Source organism: Pseudoalteromonas sp. HL-AS2, assembly GCF_031198805.1.
In the GTDB taxonomy this organism is placed as follows: Bacteria; Pseudomonadota; Gammaproteobacteria; order Enterobacterales; family Alteromonadaceae; genus Pseudoalteromonas; species Pseudoalteromonas nigrifaciens.
Genome location: NZ_CP133571.1, coordinates 718,856 through 742,055 on the forward strand (window position 1 = coordinate 718,856; position 23,200 = coordinate 742,055).

The 23,200-nt window shown below is 40.3% G+C and carries 20 protein-coding genes; 12 read left to right on the top strand and 8 right to left on the bottom strand.

The annotated features are described in order from the left end of the window. Positions 1-2 precede the first annotated feature (2 nt). The 3 genes from argS to RB215_RS03425 all read left to right on the top strand — a co-directional run bounded on the left by argS (position 3) and on the right by RB215_RS03425 (position 3,485). Positions 3-1,754 (top strand): arginine--tRNA ligase, encoded by a 1,752-nt coding sequence (gene argS / locus RB215_RS03415; RefSeq protein ID WP_309216882.1) that lies wholly within the window; start codon positions 3-5, stop codon positions 1,752-1,754. Between the two features lie 303 nt (positions 1,755-2,057). Then, positions 2,058-2,696 (top strand): pyridoxamine 5'-phosphate oxidase, encoded by a 639-nt coding sequence (pdxH, locus tag RB215_RS03420; protein ID WP_011327355.1) that lies wholly within the window; start codon positions 2,058-2,060, stop codon positions 2,694-2,696. Between the two features lie 21 nt (positions 2,697-2,717). Continuing rightward, complete coding sequence (locus tag RB215_RS03425) at positions 2,718-3,485, top strand: TatD family hydrolase (protein ID WP_011327356.1); 768 nt, start codon at positions 2,718-2,720, stop codon at positions 3,483-3,485. On the opposite strand, the gene RB215_RS03430 is transcribed toward RB215_RS03425, so the two are convergent. Further along, positions 3,452-4,072, bottom strand: coding sequence for an AhpA/YtjB family protein (locus tag RB215_RS03430; protein WP_011327357.1), 621 nt, complete (start codon positions 4,070-4,072; stop codon positions 3,452-3,454). The genes RB215_RS03425 and RB215_RS03430 overlap by 34 nt on opposite strands. A gap of 173 nt (positions 4,073-4,245) precedes the next feature. Here RB215_RS03430 and serB point away from each other — a divergent pair, with 173 nt between their 5' ends. Beyond that, the gene (gene serB / locus RB215_RS03435; RefSeq protein WP_011327358.1) at positions 4,246-5,274 is read left to right on the top strand and encodes a phosphoserine phosphatase SerB; all 1,029 of its coding nucleotides are present in this window, start codon (positions 4,246-4,248) and stop codon (positions 5,272-5,274) included. On the opposite strand, the gene RB215_RS03440 is transcribed toward serB, so the two are convergent. Next, complete coding sequence (locus tag RB215_RS03440; protein ID WP_309216883.1) at positions 5,271-7,748, bottom strand: PilZ domain-containing protein; 2,478 nt, start codon at positions 7,746-7,748, stop codon at positions 5,271-5,273. The two genes, serB and RB215_RS03440, sit on opposite strands and share 4 nt — an antisense overlap. A 365-nt stretch (positions 7,749-8,113) precedes the next feature. Here RB215_RS03440 and radA point away from each other — a divergent pair, with 365 nt between their 5' ends. The 3 genes from radA to RB215_RS03455 all read left to right on the top strand — a co-directional run bounded on the left by radA (position 8,114) and on the right by RB215_RS03455 (position 11,341). Beyond that, positions 8,114-9,499, top strand: coding sequence for a DNA repair protein RadA (gene radA, locus RB215_RS03445; RefSeq protein ID WP_309216884.1), 1,386 nt, complete (start codon positions 8,114-8,116; stop codon positions 9,497-9,499). 81 nt (positions 9,500-9,580) lie between these two features. Then, the gene (locus RB215_RS03450) at positions 9,581-10,513 is read left to right on the top strand and encodes a hypothetical protein (protein ID WP_089367823.1); all 933 of its coding nucleotides are present in this window, start codon (positions 9,581-9,583) and stop codon (positions 10,511-10,513) included. Between the two features lie 249 nt (positions 10,514-10,762). Next, positions 10,763-11,341, top strand: coding sequence for a TMEM175 family protein (locus tag RB215_RS03455; RefSeq protein WP_011327362.1), 579 nt, complete (start codon positions 10,763-10,765; stop codon positions 11,339-11,341). 103 nt (positions 11,342-11,444) lie between these two features. On the opposite strand, the gene serA is transcribed toward RB215_RS03455, so the two are convergent. From serA to metK, 5 genes are all read right to left on the bottom strand, one after another. Then, the gene (gene serA, locus RB215_RS03460) at positions 11,445-12,674 is read right to left on the bottom strand and encodes a phosphoglycerate dehydrogenase (protein WP_011327363.1); all 1,230 of its coding nucleotides are present in this window, start codon (positions 12,672-12,674) and stop codon (positions 11,445-11,447) included. Positions 12,675-12,683: 9 nt separating this feature from the next. Continuing rightward, entirely contained in the window at positions 12,684-13,337 is a 654-nt protein-coding gene (gene rpiA / locus RB215_RS03465) for a ribose-5-phosphate isomerase RpiA (RefSeq protein ID WP_089368934.1), read from the bottom strand. A 52-nt stretch (positions 13,338-13,389) separates the two neighbouring features. After that, positions 13,390-13,986: a 5-formyltetrahydrofolate cyclo-ligase gene (locus RB215_RS03470; RefSeq protein WP_089367824.1), complete on the bottom strand. Its 597-nt coding sequence runs from the start codon at positions 13,984-13,986 to the stop codon at positions 13,390-13,392. Between the two features lie 20 nt (positions 13,987-14,006). Beyond that, positions 14,007-14,558 carry a hypothetical protein gene (locus tag RB215_RS03475; protein WP_011327366.1) on the bottom strand — a complete coding sequence of 184 codons (552 nt, stop codon included), beginning with the start codon at positions 14,556-14,558 and terminating at the stop codon, positions 14,007-14,009. Between the two features lie 152 nt (positions 14,559-14,710). Beyond that, the gene (metK, locus tag RB215_RS03480) at positions 14,711-15,862 is read right to left on the bottom strand and encodes a methionine adenosyltransferase (RefSeq protein ID WP_011327367.1); all 1,152 of its coding nucleotides are present in this window, start codon (positions 15,860-15,862) and stop codon (positions 14,711-14,713) included. Between the two features lie 303 nt (positions 15,863-16,165). Between metK and tkt the strand changes: the two genes are divergently transcribed. The 5 genes from tkt to RB215_RS03505 all read left to right on the top strand — a co-directional run bounded on the left by tkt (position 16,166) and on the right by RB215_RS03505 (position 21,544). Next, complete coding sequence (gene tkt, locus RB215_RS03485) at positions 16,166-18,157, top strand: transketolase (RefSeq protein WP_309216885.1); 1,992 nt, start codon at positions 16,166-16,168, stop codon at positions 18,155-18,157. A gap of 185 nt (positions 18,158-18,342) precedes the next feature. Next, positions 18,343-18,657: a pyrimidine/purine nucleoside phosphorylase gene (locus tag RB215_RS03490; protein WP_011327369.1), complete on the top strand. Its 315-nt coding sequence runs from the start codon at positions 18,343-18,345 to the stop codon at positions 18,655-18,657. 201 nt (positions 18,658-18,858) lie between these two features. Further along, entirely contained in the window at positions 18,859-19,215 is a 357-nt protein-coding gene (gene hpf, locus RB215_RS03495) for a ribosome hibernation-promoting factor, HPF/YfiA family (protein WP_011327370.1), read from the top strand. Between the two features lie 212 nt (positions 19,216-19,427). Continuing rightward, the gene (locus tag RB215_RS03500) at positions 19,428-20,600 is read left to right on the top strand and encodes an NRAMP family divalent metal transporter (RefSeq protein ID WP_375144256.1); all 1,173 of its coding nucleotides are present in this window, start codon (positions 19,428-19,430) and stop codon (positions 20,598-20,600) included. Positions 20,601-20,962: 362 nt separating this feature from the next. Beyond that, positions 20,963-21,544: an outer membrane beta-barrel protein gene (locus tag RB215_RS03505; protein WP_192531710.1), complete on the top strand. Its 582-nt coding sequence runs from the start codon at positions 20,963-20,965 to the stop codon at positions 21,542-21,544. A 203-nt stretch (positions 21,545-21,747) separates the two neighbouring features. Here RB215_RS03505 and RB215_RS03510 read toward each other — a convergent pair whose 3' ends face one another. Continuing rightward, complete coding sequence (locus RB215_RS03510) at positions 21,748-22,935, bottom strand: VWA domain-containing protein (RefSeq protein ID WP_309216886.1); 1,188 nt, start codon at positions 22,933-22,935, stop codon at positions 21,748-21,750. Between the last annotated feature and the right edge of the window lie 265 nt (positions 22,936-23,200).

Sequence of the window (23,200 nt, forward strand, 5' to 3'; positions counted from 1 at the left end):
ATATGAACATTCGTACTATTTTAGTAGAAAAAGCCATTGCCGCTATGACAGCTGTAGGCTTACCAGCAGATACTAACCCAGCAGTTACACAAAGTACTCGTCCACAATTTGGTGACTACCAAATTAATGCTGCCATGGGCGCGGCTAAAAAAATGAAAAGCAACCCACGAGAGCTTGCGCAAAAAATTATTGATAACCTAGATGTAAGCGACATTGCCGAAAAAACTGAAATTGCCGGCCCAGGGTTTATAAATATTCATTTAAAGCCTGAATTTTTAGCACAAAGCGTTAAAGCGGCGAATAGTGATGCAAAATTAGCGGTTAATGAACACGCTAATCCACAAAAAGTGGTTGTTGATTACTCATCGCCAAACCTTGCTAAAGAAATGCACGTAGGCCATTTACGCTCAACCATTATTGGTGATGCGATTGTGCGTGCGCTTGAATTTAGAGGCGACAGCGTTGTGCGTCAAAATCACATGGGTGATTGGGGCACACAATTTGGTATGTTGATTGCGCATTTAGAAGATCAAATTAGCCAAGGCGTAGATTTAGATACAGTAGCACTTGCCGATTTAGAAACCTTTTACCGCGACGCTAAAAAACGTTTTGACGATGAAGAAGGCTTTGCCGACAAAGCACGTAATTATGTAGTTAAATTACAAGGCGGCGACGCGCATTGTGAAAAACTGTGGAAGCTTTTTATAGCCACTTCAGTTAAGCACTCTGAAGAAGTATATAAGCGCTTAAATGTAACGCTTACACAAGCTGATATTATGGCTGAAAGCGCATACAACGCTGAGCTAAATGACATTATTAGTTTATTAAAAGATAAAAATATTGCCGTGGAGTCGCAAGGCGCACAGGTAGTATTTTTAGATGAACTAGCAAACAAAGATGGCGAACCATCGGCGTTTATTGTACAAAAATCGGGTGGCGGCTTTTTATATGCAACTACAGATTTAGCCGCATGTGATTACCGCTCAAATAAGTTAGGTGCCGATCGTATCTTAATTTTTGTTGATGCGCGCCAAAGCCTGCACTTTAACCAAGTAGAGCTTACAGCACGTAAAGCTGGTTTTTTACGCGATGAAACTAGCTATGAGTTTTGCCCGTTTGGCACCATGATGGGCGCCGACAACAAACCATTTAAAACCCGTACCGGTGGCACAGTTAAACTTGCCGATTTACTCGAAGAGTCGATTAATCGCGCAGCAATAAAATTAGCCGAGCGTGAATCTGATTTATCAGAGCAAGAGCGCAGCGAAATTGCCCGCAAAGTAGGTATTGGCGCAGTTAAATATGCCGACCTTTCTAAGCACCGCACCAGTGATTATATTTTTAACTGGGACAGCATGCTAAGCTTTGAAGGCGCAACCGCCCCTTACTTACAATATGCTTATACACGTATACGCAGTATTTTCCGTAAGTCAGATTTAAGTGCCGAAGCGCTAACTCTTCTTGGTGTTAATGTTAAAATAGTTGAGCCGCAAGAAAAAGCGCTAGCGCTTAAGTTACTGCAGCTTGAAGAAGTACTTGATTTAATGATCAGCGAAGCCACACCACACGTACTATGTGGTTACTTATATGAACTAGCAAGCTTATACATGACGTTCTACGAAGCCTGCCCAGTACTTAAAGAAGGCGTAGAGCCAAACGTACGTGATAGCCGTTTAGTGTTATGTAATTTGGTTTCTAAAACATTAGAGACGGGATTAGACTTACTAGGCATTGAAGTCATGGAGCAAATGTAATCACCTTCTGCTGCGTGTAGTTCGCTTTAGCTGCGTTGATAAAACTATTTAGCCTAAGTCACATACAAACCGTATGCTCCTTGGCATAAATAGTTTTACCGCCTTGCTAGCACTCCTACACTTGCAGATGTAACGCTTTACACCGTAGGTTGGGTTGAATGAAACGAAACCCAACGATACACCTGAGACTCTGTGTTTATTGCTATCGAATGTACCTAAAGCTTGATGTTTGTTGTTACTAGCATCACTATTTAAGCTCGTTACTCTAAGCTCTTTTCTAACGCTTTATTTAAAGGATTTATTATGAAACTCGAAGATATCCGTCGTGAATACCTGCAAAACGCGTTAAGCGAAGATAACTTGCTTGATGATCCGTTTAAACAGTTTGAAACCTGGCTTGAGCACGCTGTAGCAAGTAATTTACCTGATCCAACCGCTATGGTAGTGGCGACAGTTGATGATACCGGGCAGCCTTCGCAGCGCATTGTATTGCTTAAGCATTTAGATAATGATGGTTTTGTGTTTTTTACTAATACAGGTTCGCGCAAAGCGCAGGAGCTTAAAGGTAATAATAAAATATCGCTGCACTTTCCTTGGCACCCTATGGAACGCCAAGTAATTGTGTATGGCGAGGCTAAACCTTTACCTACTTCTGCGGTGGCTAAGTACTTTTTATCTCGCCCTAAAGAAAGCCAGCTAGCAGCGTGGGCATCAGCACAAAGTCGCCCAGTTTCATCGCGTAAAGTGTTGATGGAAACCTTTGCCAATATGAAAAACAAGTTTGCTAAAGGTGAAATTCCTTTACCTGACTTTTGGGGTGGCTATTGTGTTGTACCGCAAAAAATTGAGTTTTGGCAAGGTGGGGCACACCGCCTGCACGACCGCTTTATGTATCAGCGCCAAGCAGACAACAGCTGGCAAATTACACGCTTAAACCCTTAATAAATCGATGAGTAAGTAACAATGCAATTTATTGACTCTCATTGCCACCTCGACTTTACAGAGTTTGACTCAAACCGCGAGTCACTCATTAGCGAGTGTGTAGCAAAGGGAGTTGAGCAGTTTGTGGTGCCCGGTATTAGTTTGGCCCAATCGCGTGCATTACTTGAATTTAAAATTAACTTTGCAGGCGTAAAAATAGCTGCAGGACTGCATCCTTACTTTTTAAATCAGCATCAAGAGTCCCATATAGAGCTGCTATTTACATTTGCTACGGCCAATAAAAACCAGCTGGTGGCAATTGGCGAATGCGGTCTAGATCGAAGTATTGAAAACCTCTCCAAACAAACCTTTTTATTTGAACAACAAATAGCACTGGCTAATCAGCTAGGGTTACCGTTAATTGTGCATCATAGGCAAAGCCATGATTTAATAGCGCAGTCGTTTAAGCGTTGTAAGCCTAAGTATGGAGGGGTTATTCATGCGTTTTCGGGATCACTTCAACAAGCTCAATATTATATTAAGCAAGGTTTTAAGCTCGGTGTAGGCGGTGTTATTAGCTACCCGCGAGCGGTTAAAACGCGCGATGTAATTGCCAATATAAATACATCGCACCTAGTGCTTGAAACCGACTCGCCATCAATGCCGCTATGTGGTTATCAAGGGGAGATCAATACGCCGCTGCAAATAGTGCGGGTATTTGATGTATTGTGTGAATTAAAGCCCAAACAACACAAAGAGCAACTAGCTACAGAGCTTTACGACTCATGCTGTGATGTTTTTTGTATATAGCGATTAACCTGCCATATTTTTAAGCCACGGCCAAATTGCCAAGTAAAAATACATGCAATTACCAACATTAATAATACTTGGCGACCTAAGTCATGAAAATGATTGTGGCTAGATGTAACTGCCGCACGGGTTAAATAAGTAATAGATACAAAACCAACAGGTCTGTCGTCGTCACTTACCACGGGCTCTATAAACGGTGTTTTAAGTTTACTAACACCAGGAGTTGATTCAGATAGCTGGCCGCTAACATGCAGCGATTGCCAATTATCGCTACTGGCTATAAGCATGCCTTGCTGGTCGTAAATTGTGGCTGAAAGTACAAATTCATCTTTGCTTATGTTGTTACATAATGCATTAAGTTGCGGTTTGTTTTTTTCAATTAACGGGGTTTTAGCATTTAATGCCATAAATTTGGTGAGCGATTTTGCCGTACTATCGGCACTGTCATAAAGTAATTGATGGCTTTGAAAACTACTATTAATGCCCACCCAGCTCAGTAATATTAAGCAGGCAGTAGCAAGCAATAAACGCACTAAGCGTTTTTTTTGTGAGGCAGTGATAGGGTTTTTAAGATGGTTATTTTTCATAGTCACCGTATATACTACTGACAGCATTTTGATTTGATGTTACAAATGCTATACCCAAGTTGTTTGGGTATACTATAACCTTAAACCCCACCTGATGGCGAATTTAGCGCAAGTAATATATTTAACATTTTGTAAGTAGCTGTCAGGATAACAAAAAAATTCACGGAGAATCCATGTCGCAAACGAACATGGCACAGCCTGGTGCTGAGCAACCATTAACGCAGTTAGTATTAAATAAATGGTTTAGCTATCAGGATGAGGTGTTTTTACCGTTAAAAAACCTACCTAATAAACACCAAGGTTTATTTAGTATTGCCTTTGCTGGCAATTTTAGTATTACCCATATTAAAGCCATAATAGATTTTTTTGCGAAGCATAATCAAACCGTTACAGGGCTTTGCCAGTATCAGCCCGACTTAAGTTTACCAGCGGCACTGTGTTTTTATATTAAGCAAGCAGAGCTGCCGATTAACCCGCTAGTATTACAACAATTTTCCAGCACACTTGATTTTCAGCTAGTGCAAATAGCTTGCCCACCCAACTTGTATGAGCCAGGTTTATTGGTAATGGATATGGATTCAACCGCTATTACTATTGAGTGCATAGATGAAATTGCACGCTTAGCTAACGTATACGATGAGGTTGCTTCGGTAACAGCACTGGCAATGGCTGGTAAGCTTGATTTTAGTGAAAGCCTAAATCAGCGCGTCGCTAAACTTACCGGAATTGAAAAAAGCTTAATAGATGAGTTAAAAAATAATTTACCTTTAATGCCGGGTATTAAAATGCTTTGCCAAATACTTAAACAGCATCAGTGGCACTTAGCCATTGCGTCGGGTGGTTTCGTACCCTTTGCAGAGCAAGTACAAGCGTTAATCAATTTAGATGAAGTACACGCTAATGTGCTTGAATTTAAAGATAATAAGCTCACAGGTAAAGTATTAGGCACAATTGTAGATGCACAGCAAAAAGCCGTTATTTTAGAGTCATTACAGCAACAGCTGGGATTAATAAAGTCGCAAACAGTGGCGATTGGCGATGGGGCTAACGATTTAAAAATGATGGCAACAGCAGGGCTAGGTGTAGCAGTACATGGTAAAGCAAAAGTGGTTGAGCAAGCCCAAGCAGCTATTTGCCAAGGCTCGTTATTACAATTACTGTATATGCTAGCTATACCATTAAATAGTGAGGCTACTGTTTAACGCAGGCGGTTTAGCCAAAGCAGTTTGCGGCGACCCATTTGGTCAACTTGTTGCTGTTCAAGTTTTAAATGGCTTAAGGCTTCTTCGGTGATATCGACAATATCACCGACACCCGCTACAGACCACAATGCCTCTTCTAATTCCCTTGCTTTATGCAGCGCATATTGACTCACATATTTTAGTTCGTTAGATAAATAATCGGTATCTGGGCGTCCAGTACGTGATATATACAAGCGCATAACAAAAATAAGATTCGACTTTAAGCCTTTGCTTATTTGTTCCTGAAAATCATTATAATCCTCACCTGCTATGCAATAACTGGTAATAGACTCTGAAATACTGCCCTTACGGGGATCAAAATTAATCACAAGTGTAAAGGCGCTTGGCGGATCTTGGCGGCTAAGATCTTTTATCTGTGGGGTGATCACATTAACGATTTGCTCATCAGTAATAATGCTCGATAAATCGGTTTTATTACCCAACAAACCAAAGTTTTGTAAAAGCACATGTAGTGGGCTAGGGTATAAGCCAAAGCCAATTGCACCTGCTTTAAAGTGCGCTCCTTCTTTATGTAAATAAAGTGGGAACTGGCAAACGCTTTTAGTTACCATATTTCTAAGTGCTGTAGAGAGCCCAGGCACTTTAGGCGCTTCTTCTGACACTTTTAGTTTATCTTTATTACTGTTAATTAACTGCGTAAAAAACAGCACTCCAGCATGGGGTAAGTCGGCAACTCGGCTGGCTTTTAAATTAATAATAGTGAACGACTTATTTACAGCCATCACTTCGTACTTTAGCTCACTAAGCTGATATGTTTTGGTTATTTTTTGTAAGTCAGGAAACGAGAGTAAAACAATGTCGCCTTTTTTTAAGCTTACTGGTTGTTTGCATTCAAGCTGCAAGCCCATAACCGAAAAGTCGCGAGTAAGGCCATGTACTACCTCATCGTTTACGCTAATCGACACGTTCGTTTTATATAAGTAGCGCTTATCAGAGCGAAGATTTACATACTCTAAAGGTACAATATCTAAATAAGGCGCAGACTTACTTTTGCTATGGCCAAAATTCTTCAATTGATTAATCAAAGCTTTATCGTAATTTAATTGCTGATAGTGTTGCTGTTCAGTTTTATTACCAATAGCAGTTAGTACCACCATATATTTTACATTTTTCACTAACCCTTCTACCCGAGGAGAAGGCGGCTTATTGAGCTTTTCAATATTTTTACTTACAGTGTTTGGTAACGATAAAGGAATAAATGAGTCATCTGGATGGCTTGGCATAATTTGTATTTTAAAGCACTGCCAAGTGTCTTTTTGACTGCCAAAACCTAAAAATAAGTTTTTTAGCTGAAGGTTTTGTTCAAGCTCATTACGTGTTGCAGAATAATAATAAATTTTGCCCGCCGAAATATGAGTAAAAGTATATAAATAATCTTCTTTAACTGGAGCCTGTTTTAAAAGTAATGCATTAATGCGTTGCTCATTAAGCACACTGTATAAACAAGGGTTTTGGCGTTCATCGGTAAAGTAACGTTGAATAAAAATGTTGTTTTCGGTGGTTAGACTTAAGCTAGGATAAAGTACATTGTCTTTTTTACTTAAAAACACATATAAAGAGGTGACGCGTGGAATATAGTATTGCTCGTAACCCTTAGAAACCACAGCATCGAGCGTATTATCAAGGTTTACTTTATAGCGACGTTTATTACCGTGGATAAAGCTTTCTAAAAAATTATCAAATGCTTCATTATTTTCAATAAAGGTGCGTTTTAAACGAATATGATTAAACTCTTTAGAAATATTTTCTACGGCGACAACCTCATACTGAATGCCATTTTTTAAACCTAGCTCAAAGTCTTGCTCTAAACCTACCAAACGCAAGGCGATTAAATGTCCTTTTTTTAGTACATAACGAGTGGCTAGCTTTATTTTACAACCACTGAGGGATATATCGGAAGTGCTAGCAGCAATACTTTTTTTGTCGTTGTATTCAACCGTTACTTTAATTGAATAGTTCATTCGCTCTTCAGAGCGGCTTTCATAAGAGGCAAACTTTATAACATTTGTATTAAGGGAGTCATCAATGGCTTGCTCTGCAATTTTTTCTGTGGTTTTGCGTTGTAACACCCGATGATTATTTTCGGTGTTCATCACTGCCTCATAAACGGCAAGGGTATAACCACCGTGTTGTTTTAGCGCAGCTTCAAATACTTCAATCGCTGTTTCATCCATGAAATGTTGTTTGCCATTGTGATCATAAGGCTTTACCTGCCCAGTCACTAAACCACGTAAGTCAATAAAGCGCGCTATCGGCTGAGATAAGCGTGTCATTTCCATTTTCATTAAAAACTGTTCAGGCTTTGTAAGCCCAGCTATTTTAGACTTAAAAATTAAATCAAATTTAGGGTTGCCTAAATAATGTTTTAATTCAGATATAAGATCTTCGTGCTTGAGCAGTATGTCTTCAGCCATTTATAAAACCATCACCGTCTAATTAAAAAAGTAGGTATACTATTAAATCCATTTATTAGAAAACTCAATAAATGTCGTATCGTGTTATTGTTGTTAATATAGGTACGATTATTCGAGTAACTACAGTTTAGCGCTTGTTATTATGTGTTAAATACCAATTTATTGGCAAGTTACTTTAAACTATTATTCAAGCAATAAGTATGCCCTAAAGTATAGTAAAAAAGAAAACAGCATTTATAGATAATAATAGTAGTGCTAAATTATCTTGTTGGTATGACTCATTGTTAGGCGAAAGTTTAAAATGGTAAAATAAGCACTTAACATTAAGTATTTTTAAAATTAAAGAATAGTAGGTAAAGTTATAAATGGCTAAAGCGGCAAAAGTAGAGTTTGTTTGTACCGAATGTGGCATGAACTACCAACGTTGGCAAGGTCAATGCCGCTGTGGTGCATGGAACACATTAGCAGAATTTAAACCGTCAGCAGGGCAAAGTAAAAAAGCATCGGCACGCGTAAGTGTAGGTGGTTATGCTGGGGGGATTGGTGGCGGTTCTAAAAAAATTAATGATATTGCTACCGCAGAAACTGAAAAACAGTTAACTGAAATTGGCGAGCTCGATCGTGTTTTAAGTGGCGGTGTAACAACGGGGTCAGTTAATATAATCTCTGGCGATCCAGGGGCTGGTAAAACAACCTTGTTATCTGATTTAGTGGCACGAATGTCACAACGCATGCCCTCACTTTACTGTACCGCAGAAGAATCTTTATCGCAGTTTAAAAACAGAGTGAATCGTTTAAAGTTAAATTATAACCCTGATGCGCTTTATTTACTTTCCGAAACCAGTGTTGAAACCATCATTGAAGAACTCGATAAAAATAAAATTAAGTTTGCAGTAATAGACTCCATTCAAGCAGTGGTCACCGACACAGCTAACGGTAGCCCAGGCTCGCCTTCGCAAGTAAAAAGTGCCGCGCAAGCACTTACGCAATACTGTAAGCAAAATGATGTCACTATGTTCATTATTGCCCATGTAAATAAAAACAACGAAATAGCTGGTCCGCAAACGCTGGTGCATATAGTTGACGCACTATTGCATATAGATACTAACGATGGGCAAATTCGTACCTTACGAGCAAATAAAAACCGCTTTGGTGATATAGATACTGTCGGTATTTTTAGAATGTGCGAACGCGGTATGCTCAGCGTTGATAACCCCAGCGAAATATTTTTATCAGGCTCAACTACAGATTCACCTGGCTCTGCAATTACGTGTATTCGTAAAGGTAATCGTAATTTATTACTCGAAATTCAATGTTTAACCACTGAGATTGAGGCGGAATTTCCGCAGCGTGTTTGCGTTGGTTTAAACATGAACCGAATAAAAATGCTCACCGGCATACTGCGTAAGCACACAAAAACTAAAATATTTCACGATACGTTTTTTAATATAGTGGGTGGCTTAAAAATTGATGAATCAGAAACCTGTATAGATTTAGCGTTGGTTGCTGCGCTACTTAGCAGCTTAAATGATTTTGTTGTGCCACGTACCACTTGTATTATGGGAGAGCTGAGCTTAAATGGCGACGTACGCCCAATAGACAGTGGCGTACCGCGCGTTAAAGAAGCTGCGCAGCATGGCTTTACGGAAATATTTATTCCATTTCGTAATTACCATAAATCAATGGAAAGGCTGGGCGCTAAGATCACCCCGATAAAAACAGTACATGAGTTACTTAGTTTAATTAATTAGCAAAAACGCTTATCGGTGATGTTCTGCAATGTTACTCTTGAGCTGAAACAATTTATATAAAGACTTAAATAAGGAAATAACATGAAAAAGTTAGTTATAGCTGCAGCAATTGTAGCTGCCGGTGTTGGTGGCGTAAGTTATGCAAATCACGTAGCCACTAAAGAAGTACGTGCAGAAATAGATAAGCAACTAGCACTAGTGAGCGAGCAAACCGGCGCTACATTTAAGTATGCAGACTTATCGGCTAGTGTTATTTCCAATAGTGTAGAAATTAGCAATATGGAAGTCATTAGTTCTGAAGGCGATAATGTTGCCAGTATTCAAAGCATTGAAGTGACAGGCTACGAAACCGATAAAATTTCACCACACACTACATTTGATGTAAAAAGCTTTCAATTTAATAAAGACTTTGTGGCTAAATTACCAGCCGATACAAATACTATGTTAGCGTCGGCCAGTTACGATTTACATTCATCACTTGATTACGATGAAAAATCGGGCGACAGCGATGTGGTAGTTAAGTTAGATGCAAAAGACATTGTTAGCTTTAATATGAATATGGGTCTGGCAAACACACAAGCACTTATGGATGCATCGCTTGCGATCAGTAAAGCGCAGCAAGCAGCGGGCAGCGAACCTTTAACTTATGAGCAAGAATTACAGCAGCAAACGCTAATAATGCAAGCTATGAGTAAGTTAGAGCCGCGCAGTGTTAACTTTGAACTTAATAACCAAGGCGAGCTTAAAGCATTGCTAGAAAGCGAGCTTATTAAGCAAGGTATGAGTGTTGAGCAAATGCAAATGATGGTTGAGCAGCAGCTACAGCAAGCGCCAGTAACTGAAGAAATTGCAGAAGCGATTAGCGGCTTTGTTAAAGGCTTAAATTCATTTAGCGTGTCGGCAAAACTACCAGAAGGCAAAACTATGATGGAAGTTAACCAACAAATAATGATGCTAATAGGCCAGCCTGAAAAGCTTGTAGAGTACATTAATCTAGAAGTTAAAGGCGACTAAAAGTAGCTATAGCAATCGCGATATCAGTTAAAAATGATAGCACGATACACATAATTAAAGCGTGAGTTTAACTCGCGCTTTTTTATGCGTAAATTTTGCGTTTAGACTAGGTGTTAACTCTCAAAATTAACAATTAGTTTACCAGTACTCATTTTATCGTTAGTATTCATTACTACAAAAACTGTTATTTATCATATTAAATAGCCATTAAGGCTCAAACTAATTACTTAAAGTTGAATGGGGTTACAGATGGGAAAAGGTCGATTAGAAGCTTTTAGTGATGGTGTGTTGGCAATTATTATTACCATTATGGTATTGGAGCTAAAAATACCTGAAGGCGCAGGAATTGAAGCACTTGTGCCTATGCTCCCTAACTTTTTTAGCTATGTTTTAAGTTTTGTATACGTAGGGATTTACTGGAATAACCATCATCATTTATTACACGCTGCTGGCAGTGTTTCGGGTGGGGTATTGTGGTCAAATTTAAATTTACTTTTTTGGTTATCATTATTCCCGTTTTCGACCAGTTGGATGGGAGGTAATCACTTTGAGCCACTACCTACCGCGACTTATGGTGCCGTGCTGTTTATGGCGGCGATTGCGTATAATATTTTACAACGCAGCATAATGGCGACAGATGGCTGCAGCTCTGTATTACGCAAAGCAATCGGTGCAGACTGGAAAGGCAAAGTGTCTATGGCGCTCTACTTATCGGCAGTAGGCGTAGCATTTGTAGCGCCATGGTTAGCACAAGTAATATATGTGGCAGTGGCGCTGTTATGGTTAGTACCAGATAAAAGAATAGAGCAGGCCGTTAATCAAAATTAAATTTATTACTCTTTTAATTAGTTTTACCGCTAAGTAGGGCAATAAAAAAGCCGCGTTTGTTATAAAGCAAACGCGGCTTAAAATTTTCTAGAGCTTAAATTAGTTAATGCAGAATACGTGCTCTTATCGTGCCTTCAACAGCGCTTAGCTCTTTAAGGGCAACTTCTGAGTGGTCGGTATCTACATCAATAACTACATAACCAATTGACTCATCTGTTTGTAGGTACTGCGCGGCAATGTTAATACCGTGCTGTGCAAACGCTTGGTTTATTTGTGTTAATACGCCAGGACGGTTGTGATGTACATGCAGTAAGCGACTACGATTAGCAAGCTCTGGTAGTGAAACCTCAGGGAAGTTAACAGCAGTAATAGTTGAGCCGTTATCTGAGTATTTAGCTAGTTTTCCAGCTACTTCAATACCAATGTTTTCTTGTGCTTCTTGAGTTGAACCACCAATGTGCGGCGTTAAAATAACATTGTCAAAATTACGCAGTGGCGATACAAACTCTTCATCGTTAGATTTAGGCTCAACCGGGAACACATCGATTGCTGCGCCGCTGAGTTTTTTGTCGGTAAGCGCTTCTGCCAATGCATCAATATCAACTACAGTACCGCGAGACGCATTAATTAAAATAGCGCCTTGTTTCATAACCGCAAGTTCGGCAGTGCCAATAAGGTTCTTAGTTTGTGGGGTTTCAGGTACATGTAAAGTAATAATATCAGAGCGTTGTAATAGCTGAGTTAAATTATGTACTTGCTTAGCGTTGCCAAGTGATAACTTATCTTCAATATCGTAAAACTCAACATGCATACCAATATTTTCGGCCATAATACCTAACTGGGTACCAATGTGGCCATAGCCAATAATACCCAATGTTTTACCACGCGCTTCAAACGAGCCGTTTGCGGTTTTTAACCAGCCGCCACGATGTGCAGCAGCATTACGCTGTGGAATACCGCGTAATAGCAACAGTATTTCACCAAGTACAAGCTCTGCAACCGAGCGGGTGTTAGAAAATGGTGCGTTAAATACAGCAATACCACGTTCGCGCGCCGCATTTAAGTCAACCTGGTTGGTGCCAATACAAAAACAGCCAACCGCAACGAGCTTTTCAGCTGCTTCTAACACAGCTTGGTTAATATGAGTACGAGAACGAAGCCCCACAAAGTGTACGTCTTTAATACGTTCTTTTAGCTCGTCCTCAGGTAAGGATGTTTTAACATAGTCGATGTTGCTATAACCGTTACGTTTTAGCGTTTCAACAGCGCTTTGGTGAACACCTTCAAGCAAAAGAATTTTAATTTTGTCTTTTGCCAACGATACCTTACTCATAACCTCATCCTATTTAATTTGTGGCCCATTTTTAGTGCCGATAATCACTTTATCAGCGCCACGCTCTGCGAATAGGCCGTTGGTAACTACGCCAACAATTTGATTAATTTGTGTTTCAAGTTGTTTAGCTTGGGTAATTTTTAAATTATGTACATCTAAAATAACGTTACCGTTATCGGTAACTACACCTTGGCGATACACAGGATCACCGCCAAGTTTTAATAATTCGCGTGCTACGTAACTGCGTGCCATGGGTATAACTTCAACCGGCAGTGGAAAACCACCCAAGGTTGCTACTAATTTGGTGTCATCTACAATGCACACAAATTGTTTAGCTACCGCTGCTACTATTTTTTCACGAGTAAGGGCTGCACCGCCGCCTTTAATCATTTCGTTATGGGCGTTAATTTCATCAGCGCCGTCAACGTATACATCTAAAACATCAACGTCATTAAGTTCAAATACTTCAATGCCTAGCGCTTTTAAACGAGCTGTTGAGGCTTCTGAACTAGAAACTGCACCTTTAATGGTGTCTTTTATTGAGCCTAGTGCATCAATAAAGTGATTAACCGTTGAGCCTGTACCTACGCCTACAATAGTGTTCTCTTTTACAAACTCTAACGCTGCCCAAGCAGCTGCTTTTTTTAATTCGTCTTGTGTCATTGTTTTATGCTCATTTATGTCAAAAATTTCTGCTGGTATACAAAGTAACGCTTTACCAACAGTAGGTTTTATTTGGGGTGATAATTGTTTTAAGTGGCACATCCCATGATTCTATGGGTAAGGCTGTTACTTTTTGGCATTCATGTGCTAAACCAATAAGTTGCGGCTTTTGCCAGTGTTGCTGGTGTAGCCGCGCCAATGTCCGATCGTAAAACCCACCCCCCATTCCTAAGCGATTACCTTGGTTATCAAATGCCACTAATGGCATAAGTAGGTAATCAAGCTCTGGTAACGGGCATATTTGAGTACAATTGAGCTTAGGTTCCAAGATACCATAGCGGTTTGCCTTCATGGGTGAGTTTTTTTCATAACGCTGAAATAGTAAATTAGCCCCGTTAAAGGGGTGGATTACAGGTAGGTAAAGGGTGTGCCCTTTATCCCACAACTCATTAATTAACAATGAGGTATCTAACTCGCCGTCGTTACTAAAATAAATGGCAATATGCTCTTTTTTAGTGTTTTTTTTGCCATTCAAGTATTGAATAAAATTCACTTTTAGCGATTGGGCGGCAATTAATTGTTGGTTACTTGATAAATTATTACGCAGTTCGCGGACAGATGCTCTTATTGTTGCACGTTTATTGCTCACTTTAGGATTTCACCCCGTAATTAAAAAGAGAATAAGTTAGGGACGGTTAAATATATTGCTAATAAAATAAGCAAAGTAACCACAGTTGCTATGAGTGAATATAACAACACATTACTGCGTTTTTGCAGTGGTGTGAGCAACTCATCATCAAGCATAAGATCATCGTCTTGCCACTCTATGTGTTCATCGGTAATTGCTGTGGCTTCAACCTCGGGTAGGCGCTGTTCAAGCTCGTCTAGTTTTTCTTCAAGGCGAATTAAGCTACTGGTAATGTAATCAAGCGCATCAAAAATTCTGTCATCGCGCTGGCTACTCGTTGCACTTGCCAGTTGAGTATTTTGATTAGGGTTGGTAACAGCCTGCAGCTTACTTTTAATACCTAAGCTGGCAAGTAGTTTGGCTTGCTTTAGGGCTTTGTCTTTATTGCTTGGCACAAATAGCGGTTTACCATTAAAAAAAAGCGACACTTTTTCATTTGATGTTTTTAATTTAGTAGCAAGCATGGCAGTAACAGCTTTGCTGTCAACGCCCTCAGCGAGTCCTACAAAGGTAACACGAAAGTTGTCGGCCATTTTTAATTCCCTAAGCTTTTATAGTAAAACGAGTATATACCGAAAGTGCAAAACAATTCGAGAGTGATTTATGTTTCACGGCTTGAATAATAAGCTTTAGATATAAAAACGACCCTTAAAAGGGCCGTTTATATTTTTAATAGTATGTTGGCTTAAAGACCAGCAGCAGCGCGAAGTGCTTCTGCTTTATCAGTACGCTCCCAAGGGAACTCTTCACGACCAAAGTGGCCGTAAGCCGCTGTTGGAAGGTAGATAGGGCGCTCTAAATCAAGCATTTTAATTAAACCGTAAGGGCGCAAGTCAAAGTGCTCACGAATAAGCTCAATTAAACGGCTTTCTTCTAGCTTGCTGGTACCAAAGGTTTCTACGCTTATAGACGTAGGCTCTGCAATACCAATAGCGTACGATACTTGTAGCTCACACTTATCAGCAAGGCCAGCAGCAACAATGTTTTTAGCAACATAACGTGCAGCATAGGCAGCACTACGGTCAACTTTTGATGGATCTTTACCAGAGAAAGCACCGCCACCGTGACGAGCCATGCCGCCGTAGGTATCTACAATGATTTTACGACCGGTTAAGCCACAATCGCCCATTGGTCCGCCAATAACAAAGCGACCTGTTGGGTTAATAAAAAACTTAGTCGCGCTAGTAATTAGCTCAGCAGGAAGTACCGGCTTGATGATAGTTTCCATCACCGCTTCGATTAAATCTTTTTGTGAAATATCTTCGCTGTGCTGCGTAGAAAGTACAACAGCATCAATACCTACTGGCTTGCCGTTTTCGTATGCAAACGTAACTTGTGATTTTGCATCTGGGCGTAACCAGTTAAGCTCGCCGCTTTTACGAACCTGTGCTTGGCGCTGCACTAAACGGTGTGAGTAGGTGATAGGAGCAGGCATTAGTACTTCAGTTTCGTTACATGCGTAACCAAACATTAAGCCTTGATCGCCAGCGCCTTGCTCTTCTGGGCTAGTACGGTCAACACCTTGGTTAATGTCAGGAGACTGTTTACCAATAGTGTTTAAAATTGCACATGAATCTGCATCAAAACCCATATCTGAATTAGTGTAGCCAATGTCGCGAATTGTTTTACGTGTAATTTCTTCGATATCAACCCATGCGCTAGTAGTGATTTCACCACCAACCATAACCATACCGGTTTTTACGTAAGTTTCACACGCAACTCGGGCATGAGAATCTTGCTCAAGGATAGCATCAAGTACCGCATCAGAGATTTGATCGGCGATTTTATCCGGATGACCTTCAGAAACAGATTCAGAAGTAAATAAATGTTTTGCCATTGTATTTCTGCTCACAAATATTGCGCTTCACAAACGTCGGTATTAGCGCTTAAAAATTAAGGGGCGTATTTTATCGAAAACAAAACACCTTGCATAGTGTTTTTACGCCTAGACGTCTAAATAAAATATTTAATAACTTTTCGGTCTCAAAAAATATTCATAATGACCTATTATTATGGGTTTTTAATTGCACACCGCCCCTACAATAAGTAAGAATGGACTATACACTAGTCGCCAAGTTATACGGCGGCATAATCGAATACATAAATACCCGCGCAAAAATATATTAAGGTAGGAGAATTCATGCCATCTCGCAAAGAACTTGCAAATGCTATTCGTGTCTTGTCAATGGACGCAGTACAAAAGGCCAAATCTGGTCATCCTGGAGCCCCTATGGGCATGGCAGATATCGCAGAAGTATTATGGCGCGATTATCTAAAACATAACCCAACAAACCCAGAGTGGGCTGACCGAGATCGCTTTATATTATCGAACGGCCACGGTTCAATGCTTATTTATTCTTTATTACATTTAACGGGTTATGATTTACCGTTAGACGAAATTAAAAACTTCCGTCAAATGCATTCAAAAACACCTGGTCACCCAGAGTACGGTTATGCACCAGGAATCGAAACTACTACGGGCCCGTTAGGTCAAGGGATCACTAACGCAGTAGGTATGGCAATTGCCGAAAAAGCGCTAGCTGCACAGTTTAACCGTGAAGGTCACGATATTGTTGATCACTTTACCTATGCATTTATGGGCGACGGCTGCTTAATGGAAGGTATTTCTCATGAAGCTGGTTCACTTGCAGGCACATTAGGTCTGGGTAAACTTGTTGCATTTTGGGATGACAACGGCATTTCAATCGATGGCGAAGTAGAAGGTTGGTTTACCGATGATACGCCAGCTCGCTTTAAAGCGTACGGTTGGCATGTAATTAGCGGTGTTGATGGCCACGACAGCGATGCTATAAGTGCTGCAATCGCAGAAGCTAAAAGTGTTACCGATAAGCCATCACTAATTTGTTGTAAAACAATTATTGGTTACGGCTCACCTAATAAATCTGGTAGCCACGATTGTCACGGTGCACCACTAGGTGAGGACGAAATTAAAGCGTCTCGCGAATTTTTAGGTTGGACTGGCGATGCATTCGAAATCCCTGCAGACATTTATGCACAATGGGATAGCAAAGAAAAAGGTCAACAGCTTGAATCAAGCTGGGATGAAAAATTTGCAGCATACGCAAAAGCATACCCAGAGCTAGCGTCAGAATACAAGCGTCGTATTAACAACGAACTGCCAGGCGATTGGGCTGAAAAATCTCAAGCATACATTGAAGAGCTGCAAGCAAATCCAGCAAACCCAGCGTCTCGTAAAGCGTCGCAAAATGCATTAAATGCATTTGGTCCGTTATTACCAGAATTTATGGGTGGCTCAGCCGATTTAGCAGGCTCAAACCTAACAATTTGGGATGGTTCTAAAGGTTTAACGGCAGATGATGCAAGCGGTAACTACATTTATTACGGTGTACGTGAGTTTGGTATGTCGGCAATTATGAATGGTATTGCGCTGCATAAAGGCTTTATTCCTTACGGTGCTACGTTCTTAATGTTTGTTGAATATGCAAAAAATGCCGTACGTATGGCTGCATTAATGAAGCAACCAAGCATTTTTGTATACACGCACGATTCAATTGGTTTAGGTGAAGATGGTCCAACTCACCAACCAGTAGAGCAAATTGCAAGCATGCGTTTAACGCCTAACTTATACAACTGGCGTCCATGTGACCAAGTGGAGTCGGCAATTGCATGGCAACAAGCTATTGAGCGTAAAGACGGTCCTACATCACTAATCTTTACTCGCCAAGGTTTAGAGCAACAAGCACGTAACGCACAGCAACTGAGCGACGTTAAAAAGGGTGGTTACATCCTTAGCTGCGACGGCAATCCAGAGCTTATTTTCATTGCAACGGGTTCTGAAGTGCAACTAGCACAAGATTCTGCAAGCGAACTACGCAAGCAAGGTAAAAAGGTACGTGTTGTATCTATGCCGTGTACTGATGCTTTTGAAACGCAAAGCGCAGCATACAAAGAAAGTGTATTGCCAGCATCTGTTTCACGCCGCGTAGCAGTAGAAGCAGGTATTGCTGATTACTGGTACAAGTACGTTGGCCTAAATGGCGCAGTAGTAGGTATGACTACCTTTGGTGAGTCAGCACCTGCTGGTGAGCTGTTTGAGCACTTTGGCTTTACTGTTGAGAACATAGTAAATAAAGCAAACGAACTTTTTTAATCGCCTTTGATTAAATAAAGTAAGTAATTGAAAAACCCGCATATGTTGCGGGTTTTTTTATGCCCGAATATGAAACAACTTCACTCAAAGCAATGCTGCTTTCCTTGCAAGAAAGTAAGCTATCAGGCAAGGTAGTGCGATAAAATTTATAAATAAAAATCTTAAATTATTAGCAGGAGCTAAATATGTCAAAGTTCGAAAATGTTAGTGTAATTAAAAAAGCCAATGTGTATTTTGATGGCAAAGTGTCAAGCCGAACCGTTTTATTAGGCAGTGGTGAAGCAAAAACATTAGGCTTTATGCAACCAGGTGAGTTTGTGTTCGACACTAACCAAAAAGAATGTATGGAATTATTAGCAGGGCAGTGGGATATTTTATTGCCAGGTGAAAGCGAGTGGAAAACATTTAATGCGGGCGAATCATTTAATGTTGATGCAAACGTAAGCTTTAAGGTAAAAGTAAGCGATTTTGCTGATTATTGCTGTTCATACACAGATTAATAGCACAAATACAACGCGGTTAGTATGTTATTTAACCGCTTAAAGAGCCCGTATAATGCGGGCTTTTGCATGTTTAATGCTCAGTGAGTGATCTAAATCAGCTTTACTAACAAATATTTGCTTAAATAGTTACATTTCTCCTTGTGTTAATTCATATTGCCCCCAATACTAACTATGAAGTAACACATAAAAGGATATAAAATGAAAATTAATCTTACAGGTCACCATGTTGACGTTACTGATTCAATTAGAGAACACGTAAACGAAAAGTTTTCAAAAATAGCGAATCACTTTCCATCTTTGATCGCGCTCGACATTATTCTTTCTAAAGTTCACAACAAGCTTCAAGCGGAAATTAGCACTATTTACGAAGGTGCACGTATATCGGTTAAGGGCGAAAACGAAGTGCTGTATCCAGCAATTAGTAGTGCCGCAAAAAAACTAGATACGTCACTAAAACATCGCAAAGGGCAAATTAAAGCTAATTTGCATGAAAAACCAGAAATAACAACCCCAGAAATTGCACACGAAATCATCCAAGAGATGGATCTTCGTTAACGTTTTTAGAGTTTAGGCCCTAACTTTTAGGGCCTAAAACCATTATTTATTAGCTTCGTTTTACCCCCTCATTTATTAATACTTTTCAGCTTTCATTTTGCGTTAAAACTCTGTAATTTATTCATTATTATAAATAAACAGTAAGTACACACATGCGCTCTGTAGTATCAAATTGGCAAACTCGCTTAAATGCATTGGGGCCGGGAATTCTAATGGCAACCGCTGCAATTGGTGGTTCACATTTAGTGGCATCAACCCAAGCGGGAGCCATATTTGGCTGGCAATTATTTTGGCTTATTTTAGTAGTAAACGTTTTAAAGTACCCATTTTTTCGCTTTGGCATGGAGTACACACTCGCTACCAAAAATAGCCTAGTAGAGGGTTATAAAAGCAAAGGGCCATTTTATTTTTACAGCTTCATTGTCCTAAATGTTGTTGCCGCTATCGTTAATACCGCAGGCGTATTATTACTCACCGCAAGCTTGTTGCATTACGCACTACCTATCACAATAGAAATAACACTGCTGTGTTGGATTTTACTTGGCGTGTGCTTAACCATACTTTTGCTAGGGCACTTTAAAGCGCTAGATAACGTGGCAAAAGGCATTATGGGGCTACTTACATTAGCAACATTAATAGCACTTGCTATTGCCTTTAGTAATGGCCCAATGGCACCTGCTGACTATGTAGGCCCTTCACCGTATGAGTTAGCCATGCTTAGCTTTATGGTGGCACTAATGGGTTGGATGCCCGCCCCCATTGAAATATCCGCACTTAGCTCACTGTGGTTAAAAGAAAAACAAACACAACAAACAATATCTAAACGCGAAGGCTTATTCGACTTTAACGTGGGTTACTGGTTAACAGCAGGTTTAGCGCTGGTATTTTTTAGCTTAGGTGTATTAGTGCAATACGGGCAAAGCAGTAATATAGAACTCGGTGGGGTCGCTTTTGCCAAACAGCTTATTGATATGTACGCACTTACCATTGGTGAGTGGGCAAGGCCGCTAGTATCAGCCATCGCTTTTTTATGTATGTTTGGCACCACATTAACGGTACTTGATGGTTATGCGCGTACTTTAAACGAATCGCATAAATTACTTGGTTTTAAGCAATCAAAACACAGCTTAAATACATGGCTAATACTGCAAGCACTTGCTGGTATGGCGGTTATTTTATTTTTTGAATCAGCCTTAGGCCCTATGCTTACCTTTGCCATGACACTGTCATTTGTAACCACTCCTATATTTGCATGGCTAAACTTTAGCCTAGTGCGCTCCGAGCCCAGCATTAAACACGGCGTACTACTTAAAAGTTTAAGCTGGATAGGGCTACTGTACTTAGTCGGTTTTTCTGTGGCATTTGTAGTGTGGATGATGATGTGATTTTAGATATGAGGAGCAAGCAAGGTTGGAAGGTTCATAGTTAAACGAGCTATGTGAACTTTTCAGTTACAGATATTGTGAAGTTCACTTGATGCAGATAAACACGTTGTTTGTAAGTAGATAGTCAACAGCGAATTACTGACAGTAAATAATTATGATGTTTAAAGTCAAAAATTACCGTTTTGACAGCCGTCGCCACAAAATCTTGAGTACAGTGCTAAATAAAAAGTAACAAGCGACGGCGATTAGCAGTAATTAATGCAAGTATTACTTTATTCTGGTTTTTAATCCTGCGATTGCTATCAGTTACGTGCTATGTATAATCTTAGGCTTATTAAAGGATACACTCAAAAGGAAGTATTATGAAAATGAATAAAGTTTCACTCTTACTATTAACTACTCTTGTTGCGAGCCCTATAGCATTCGCAAAAACTCCTAACTTTAACTTTGTTTCTGGCGGTTACTTAGATGGCGATATTGATGGTGAAGGCGCAGATGGTTGGACAATAGATGGAAGTACGCTAATAAACGAGAACGTGTTCTTATCGGGTCAGTATCAAACCGTTGGTGATTCAGAAAACGGTTTAGATATAGATATAAATTGGCTTAGCGCAGGGGTAGGGTATCGTACTGCAATTAGCGCCAGCACCGATTTTTATGGTTTGGTGACGTATGAAAACCTTGAGACAGAAGCATCATATCGCGGTAACAGTATTTCGGAAGACGAAAATGGATACGGTTTATCTGTTGGGGTTCGTTCAATGGTGAGTGATAGCATCGAGCTGGATGGGCGTCTGGGTTACATCGATATTGCAGATGAAAGTGAGACATCTATCTCTGTAGGTGCACGCTTTCATATGAATGAAAATTTTTCATTCGGTGCTAACTATACGTCATTGGATGATGTGGATTTAATTAGTGCAACAGTGCGATATAGTTTTTAAATCTGAATACTAGCTTTGTTTAAGCGCACTAAATAGGTGCGCTTTTTGCGTCTAATCCATACTCGTTTGCGTTAATTTTGCTGCGCTCAACCCAAGTTATGTAAAAACTAACCGTCACAGTAACGTGTAGTATTTACTCTATTATCACGCCTAGAACTGCGCTAATGGCAGTATGAAAATTGACCATGCTTTAAGTGCATTGTTTAACTCAGCTCTTTTATCGCTCTACTTATTCCATCTAAACTCAGTGCATACATGCGGTTGTTCATTAACTCTTTAATAAAACCTATTGATTGATAGTACGGCCAGTGTTCAACCGGTTGTGGGTTGAGCCAAGCCACTTTATCAAAGTGATTTGTGACACGTTGTAACCATACACTGCCGGGCTCTTCGTTGTAGTGCTCTACCGAGCCGCCAGGGTAGGCTATTTCGTACGGGCCCATAGTGGCATCGCCTACAAATATTACTTTGTAGTCGCTGGTAAACTTATTAATGAGCGTCATGGTGTCTATTACGTTTGAGTGGCGGCGTTCGTTGTCTTGCCAAACATTTTCGTATAGGCAGTTATGAAAGTAGTAAAACTCTAAGTGTTTAAATTCGCCATGGGCGGCGCTAAATAATTCTTCGCAGGTATGAATGTAGTCATCCATTGAGCCGCCAATATCAAACAGCATCAGTACTTTTACTGCATTGTGGCGCTCTGGTGCCATTTTTACGTCAAGCATACCGCCTTGTTTTGCGGTAGCGCGAATGGTCTCGTTTAAATCTAGCGTGTCGCTGGCGCCAGTGCGGGCAAATTTACGCAGTTTTTTAAGGGCAAGTTTAATAGTACGCGAGCCAATTTCACGGTCGGAGTCTAAATTGCGATATTCGCGTTTATCCCACACTTTTACTGCTTGGCGGTTACGGTTGCCGTCTTGGCCTATGCGCACACCTTCGGGGTTATAGCCGTATGCTCCAAAAGGTGAGGTGCCGCCGGTGCCAACCCATTTATTACCGCCAGCGTGGCGTTTTTGTTGCTCTTCTAAACGCTCTTTTAGGGTTTTCATTAGCTCGTCGAGGCCGCCCATGGCTTTAAGTTGCGCTTTTTCTTCATCGCTAAGGTTTTTTTCAAACTCTTTACGCAGCCAATCTTCTGGTAAGTTGTGCTGTTGCTTTAAGCTCTCGAGCAAATCAAGGTCGGCAATACCACTAAAGTAGTCGCTAAAGGCTTTGTCGAATCGGTCAAAGTGGGTTTCGTCTTTTACCATTATAGTGCGTGCTAAATGGTAAAAAGCGTCTACGTCGGCAAATATAACACCCTTTTTTAAGGCGTTAATTAAATCAAGCAACTCGCGCAGGCTTACCGGTAAACGGTATTTACGCAGCGTGAAAAAAAACTGTATTAACATGTTAGGGCCTGTTTATCTTTCGAGGTTAAATTTGCAGCAGTGTGTTTGGTATTTAGGCAAGGCAGAGCCTATGTAGTGTGGTTATTCCCCATAAATAGGCGATAACGCAGCATAAATACCAAACACGCGCTGCCTGAAGGTTCGTCCTAGGGACGATTAACTCTTTGTTGCTCGGCTTTTACTTAGCCCACTAGGTTACAAACCTCGCGCCACGATTAAATCGTCCTTAGTTAGAACAAATTTTAATCCTGAAAGGTCAACAGGC

What these genes read in the sequence shown, in the direction of transcription:
- RB215_RS03510 (WP_309216886.1), bottom strand. Translation starts at nt 22,935, where the DNA reads ATGTTAATACAGTTTTTTTTCACGCTGCGTAAATACCGTTTACCGGTA.
- RB215_RS03450 (WP_089367823.1), top strand. Translation starts at nt 9,581, where the DNA reads ATGAAAAAGTTAGTTATAGCTGCAGCAATTGTAGCTGCCGGTGTTGGT.
- metK (WP_011327367.1), bottom strand. Translation starts at nt 15,862, where the DNA reads ATGGCAAAACATTTATTTACTTCTGAATCTGTTTCTGAAGGTCATCCG.
- argS (WP_309216882.1), top strand. Translation starts at nt 3, where the DNA reads ATGAACATTCGTACTATTTTAGTAGAAAAAGCCATTGCCGCTATGACA.
- serA (WP_011327363.1), bottom strand. Translation starts at nt 12,674, where the DNA reads ATGAGTAAGGTATCGTTGGCAAAAGACAAAATTAAAATTCTTTTGCTT.
- RB215_RS03440 (WP_309216883.1), bottom strand. Translation starts at nt 7,748, where the DNA reads ATGGCTGAAGACATACTGCTCAAGCACGAAGATCTTATATCTGAATTA.
- radA (WP_309216884.1), top strand. Translation starts at nt 8,114, where the DNA reads ATGGCTAAAGCGGCAAAAGTAGAGTTTGTTTGTACCGAATGTGGCATG.
- RB215_RS03475 (WP_011327366.1), bottom strand. Translation starts at nt 14,558, where the DNA reads ATGGCCGACAACTTTCGTGTTACCTTTGTAGGACTCGCTGAGGGCGTT.
- RB215_RS03500 (WP_375144256.1), top strand. Translation starts at nt 19,428, where the DNA reads ATGGCAACCGCTGCAATTGGTGGTTCACATTTAGTGGCATCAACCCAA.
- tkt (WP_309216885.1), top strand. Translation starts at nt 16,166, where the DNA reads ATGCCATCTCGCAAAGAACTTGCAAATGCTATTCGTGTCTTGTCAATG.
- RB215_RS03505 (WP_192531710.1), top strand. Translation starts at nt 20,963, where the DNA reads ATGAAAATGAATAAAGTTTCACTCTTACTATTAACTACTCTTGTTGCG.
- hpf (WP_011327370.1), top strand. Translation starts at nt 18,859, where the DNA reads ATGAAAATTAATCTTACAGGTCACCATGTTGACGTTACTGATTCAATT.
- RB215_RS03425 (WP_011327356.1), top strand. Translation starts at nt 2,718, where the DNA reads ATGCAATTTATTGACTCTCATTGCCACCTCGACTTTACAGAGTTTGAC.
- RB215_RS03455 (WP_011327362.1), top strand. Translation starts at nt 10,763, where the DNA reads ATGGGAAAAGGTCGATTAGAAGCTTTTAGTGATGGTGTGTTGGCAATT.
- rpiA (WP_089368934.1), bottom strand. Translation starts at nt 13,337, where the DNA reads ATGACACAAGACGAATTAAAAAAAGCAGCTGCTTGGGCAGCGTTAGAG.
- pdxH (WP_011327355.1), top strand. Translation starts at nt 2,058, where the DNA reads ATGAAACTCGAAGATATCCGTCGTGAATACCTGCAAAACGCGTTAAGC.
- serB (WP_011327358.1), top strand. Translation starts at nt 4,246, where the DNA reads ATGTCGCAAACGAACATGGCACAGCCTGGTGCTGAGCAACCATTAACG.
- RB215_RS03430 (WP_011327357.1), bottom strand. Translation starts at nt 4,072, where the DNA reads ATGAAAAATAACCATCTTAAAAACCCTATCACTGCCTCACAAAAAAAA.
- RB215_RS03490 (WP_011327369.1), top strand. Translation starts at nt 18,343, where the DNA reads ATGTCAAAGTTCGAAAATGTTAGTGTAATTAAAAAAGCCAATGTGTAT.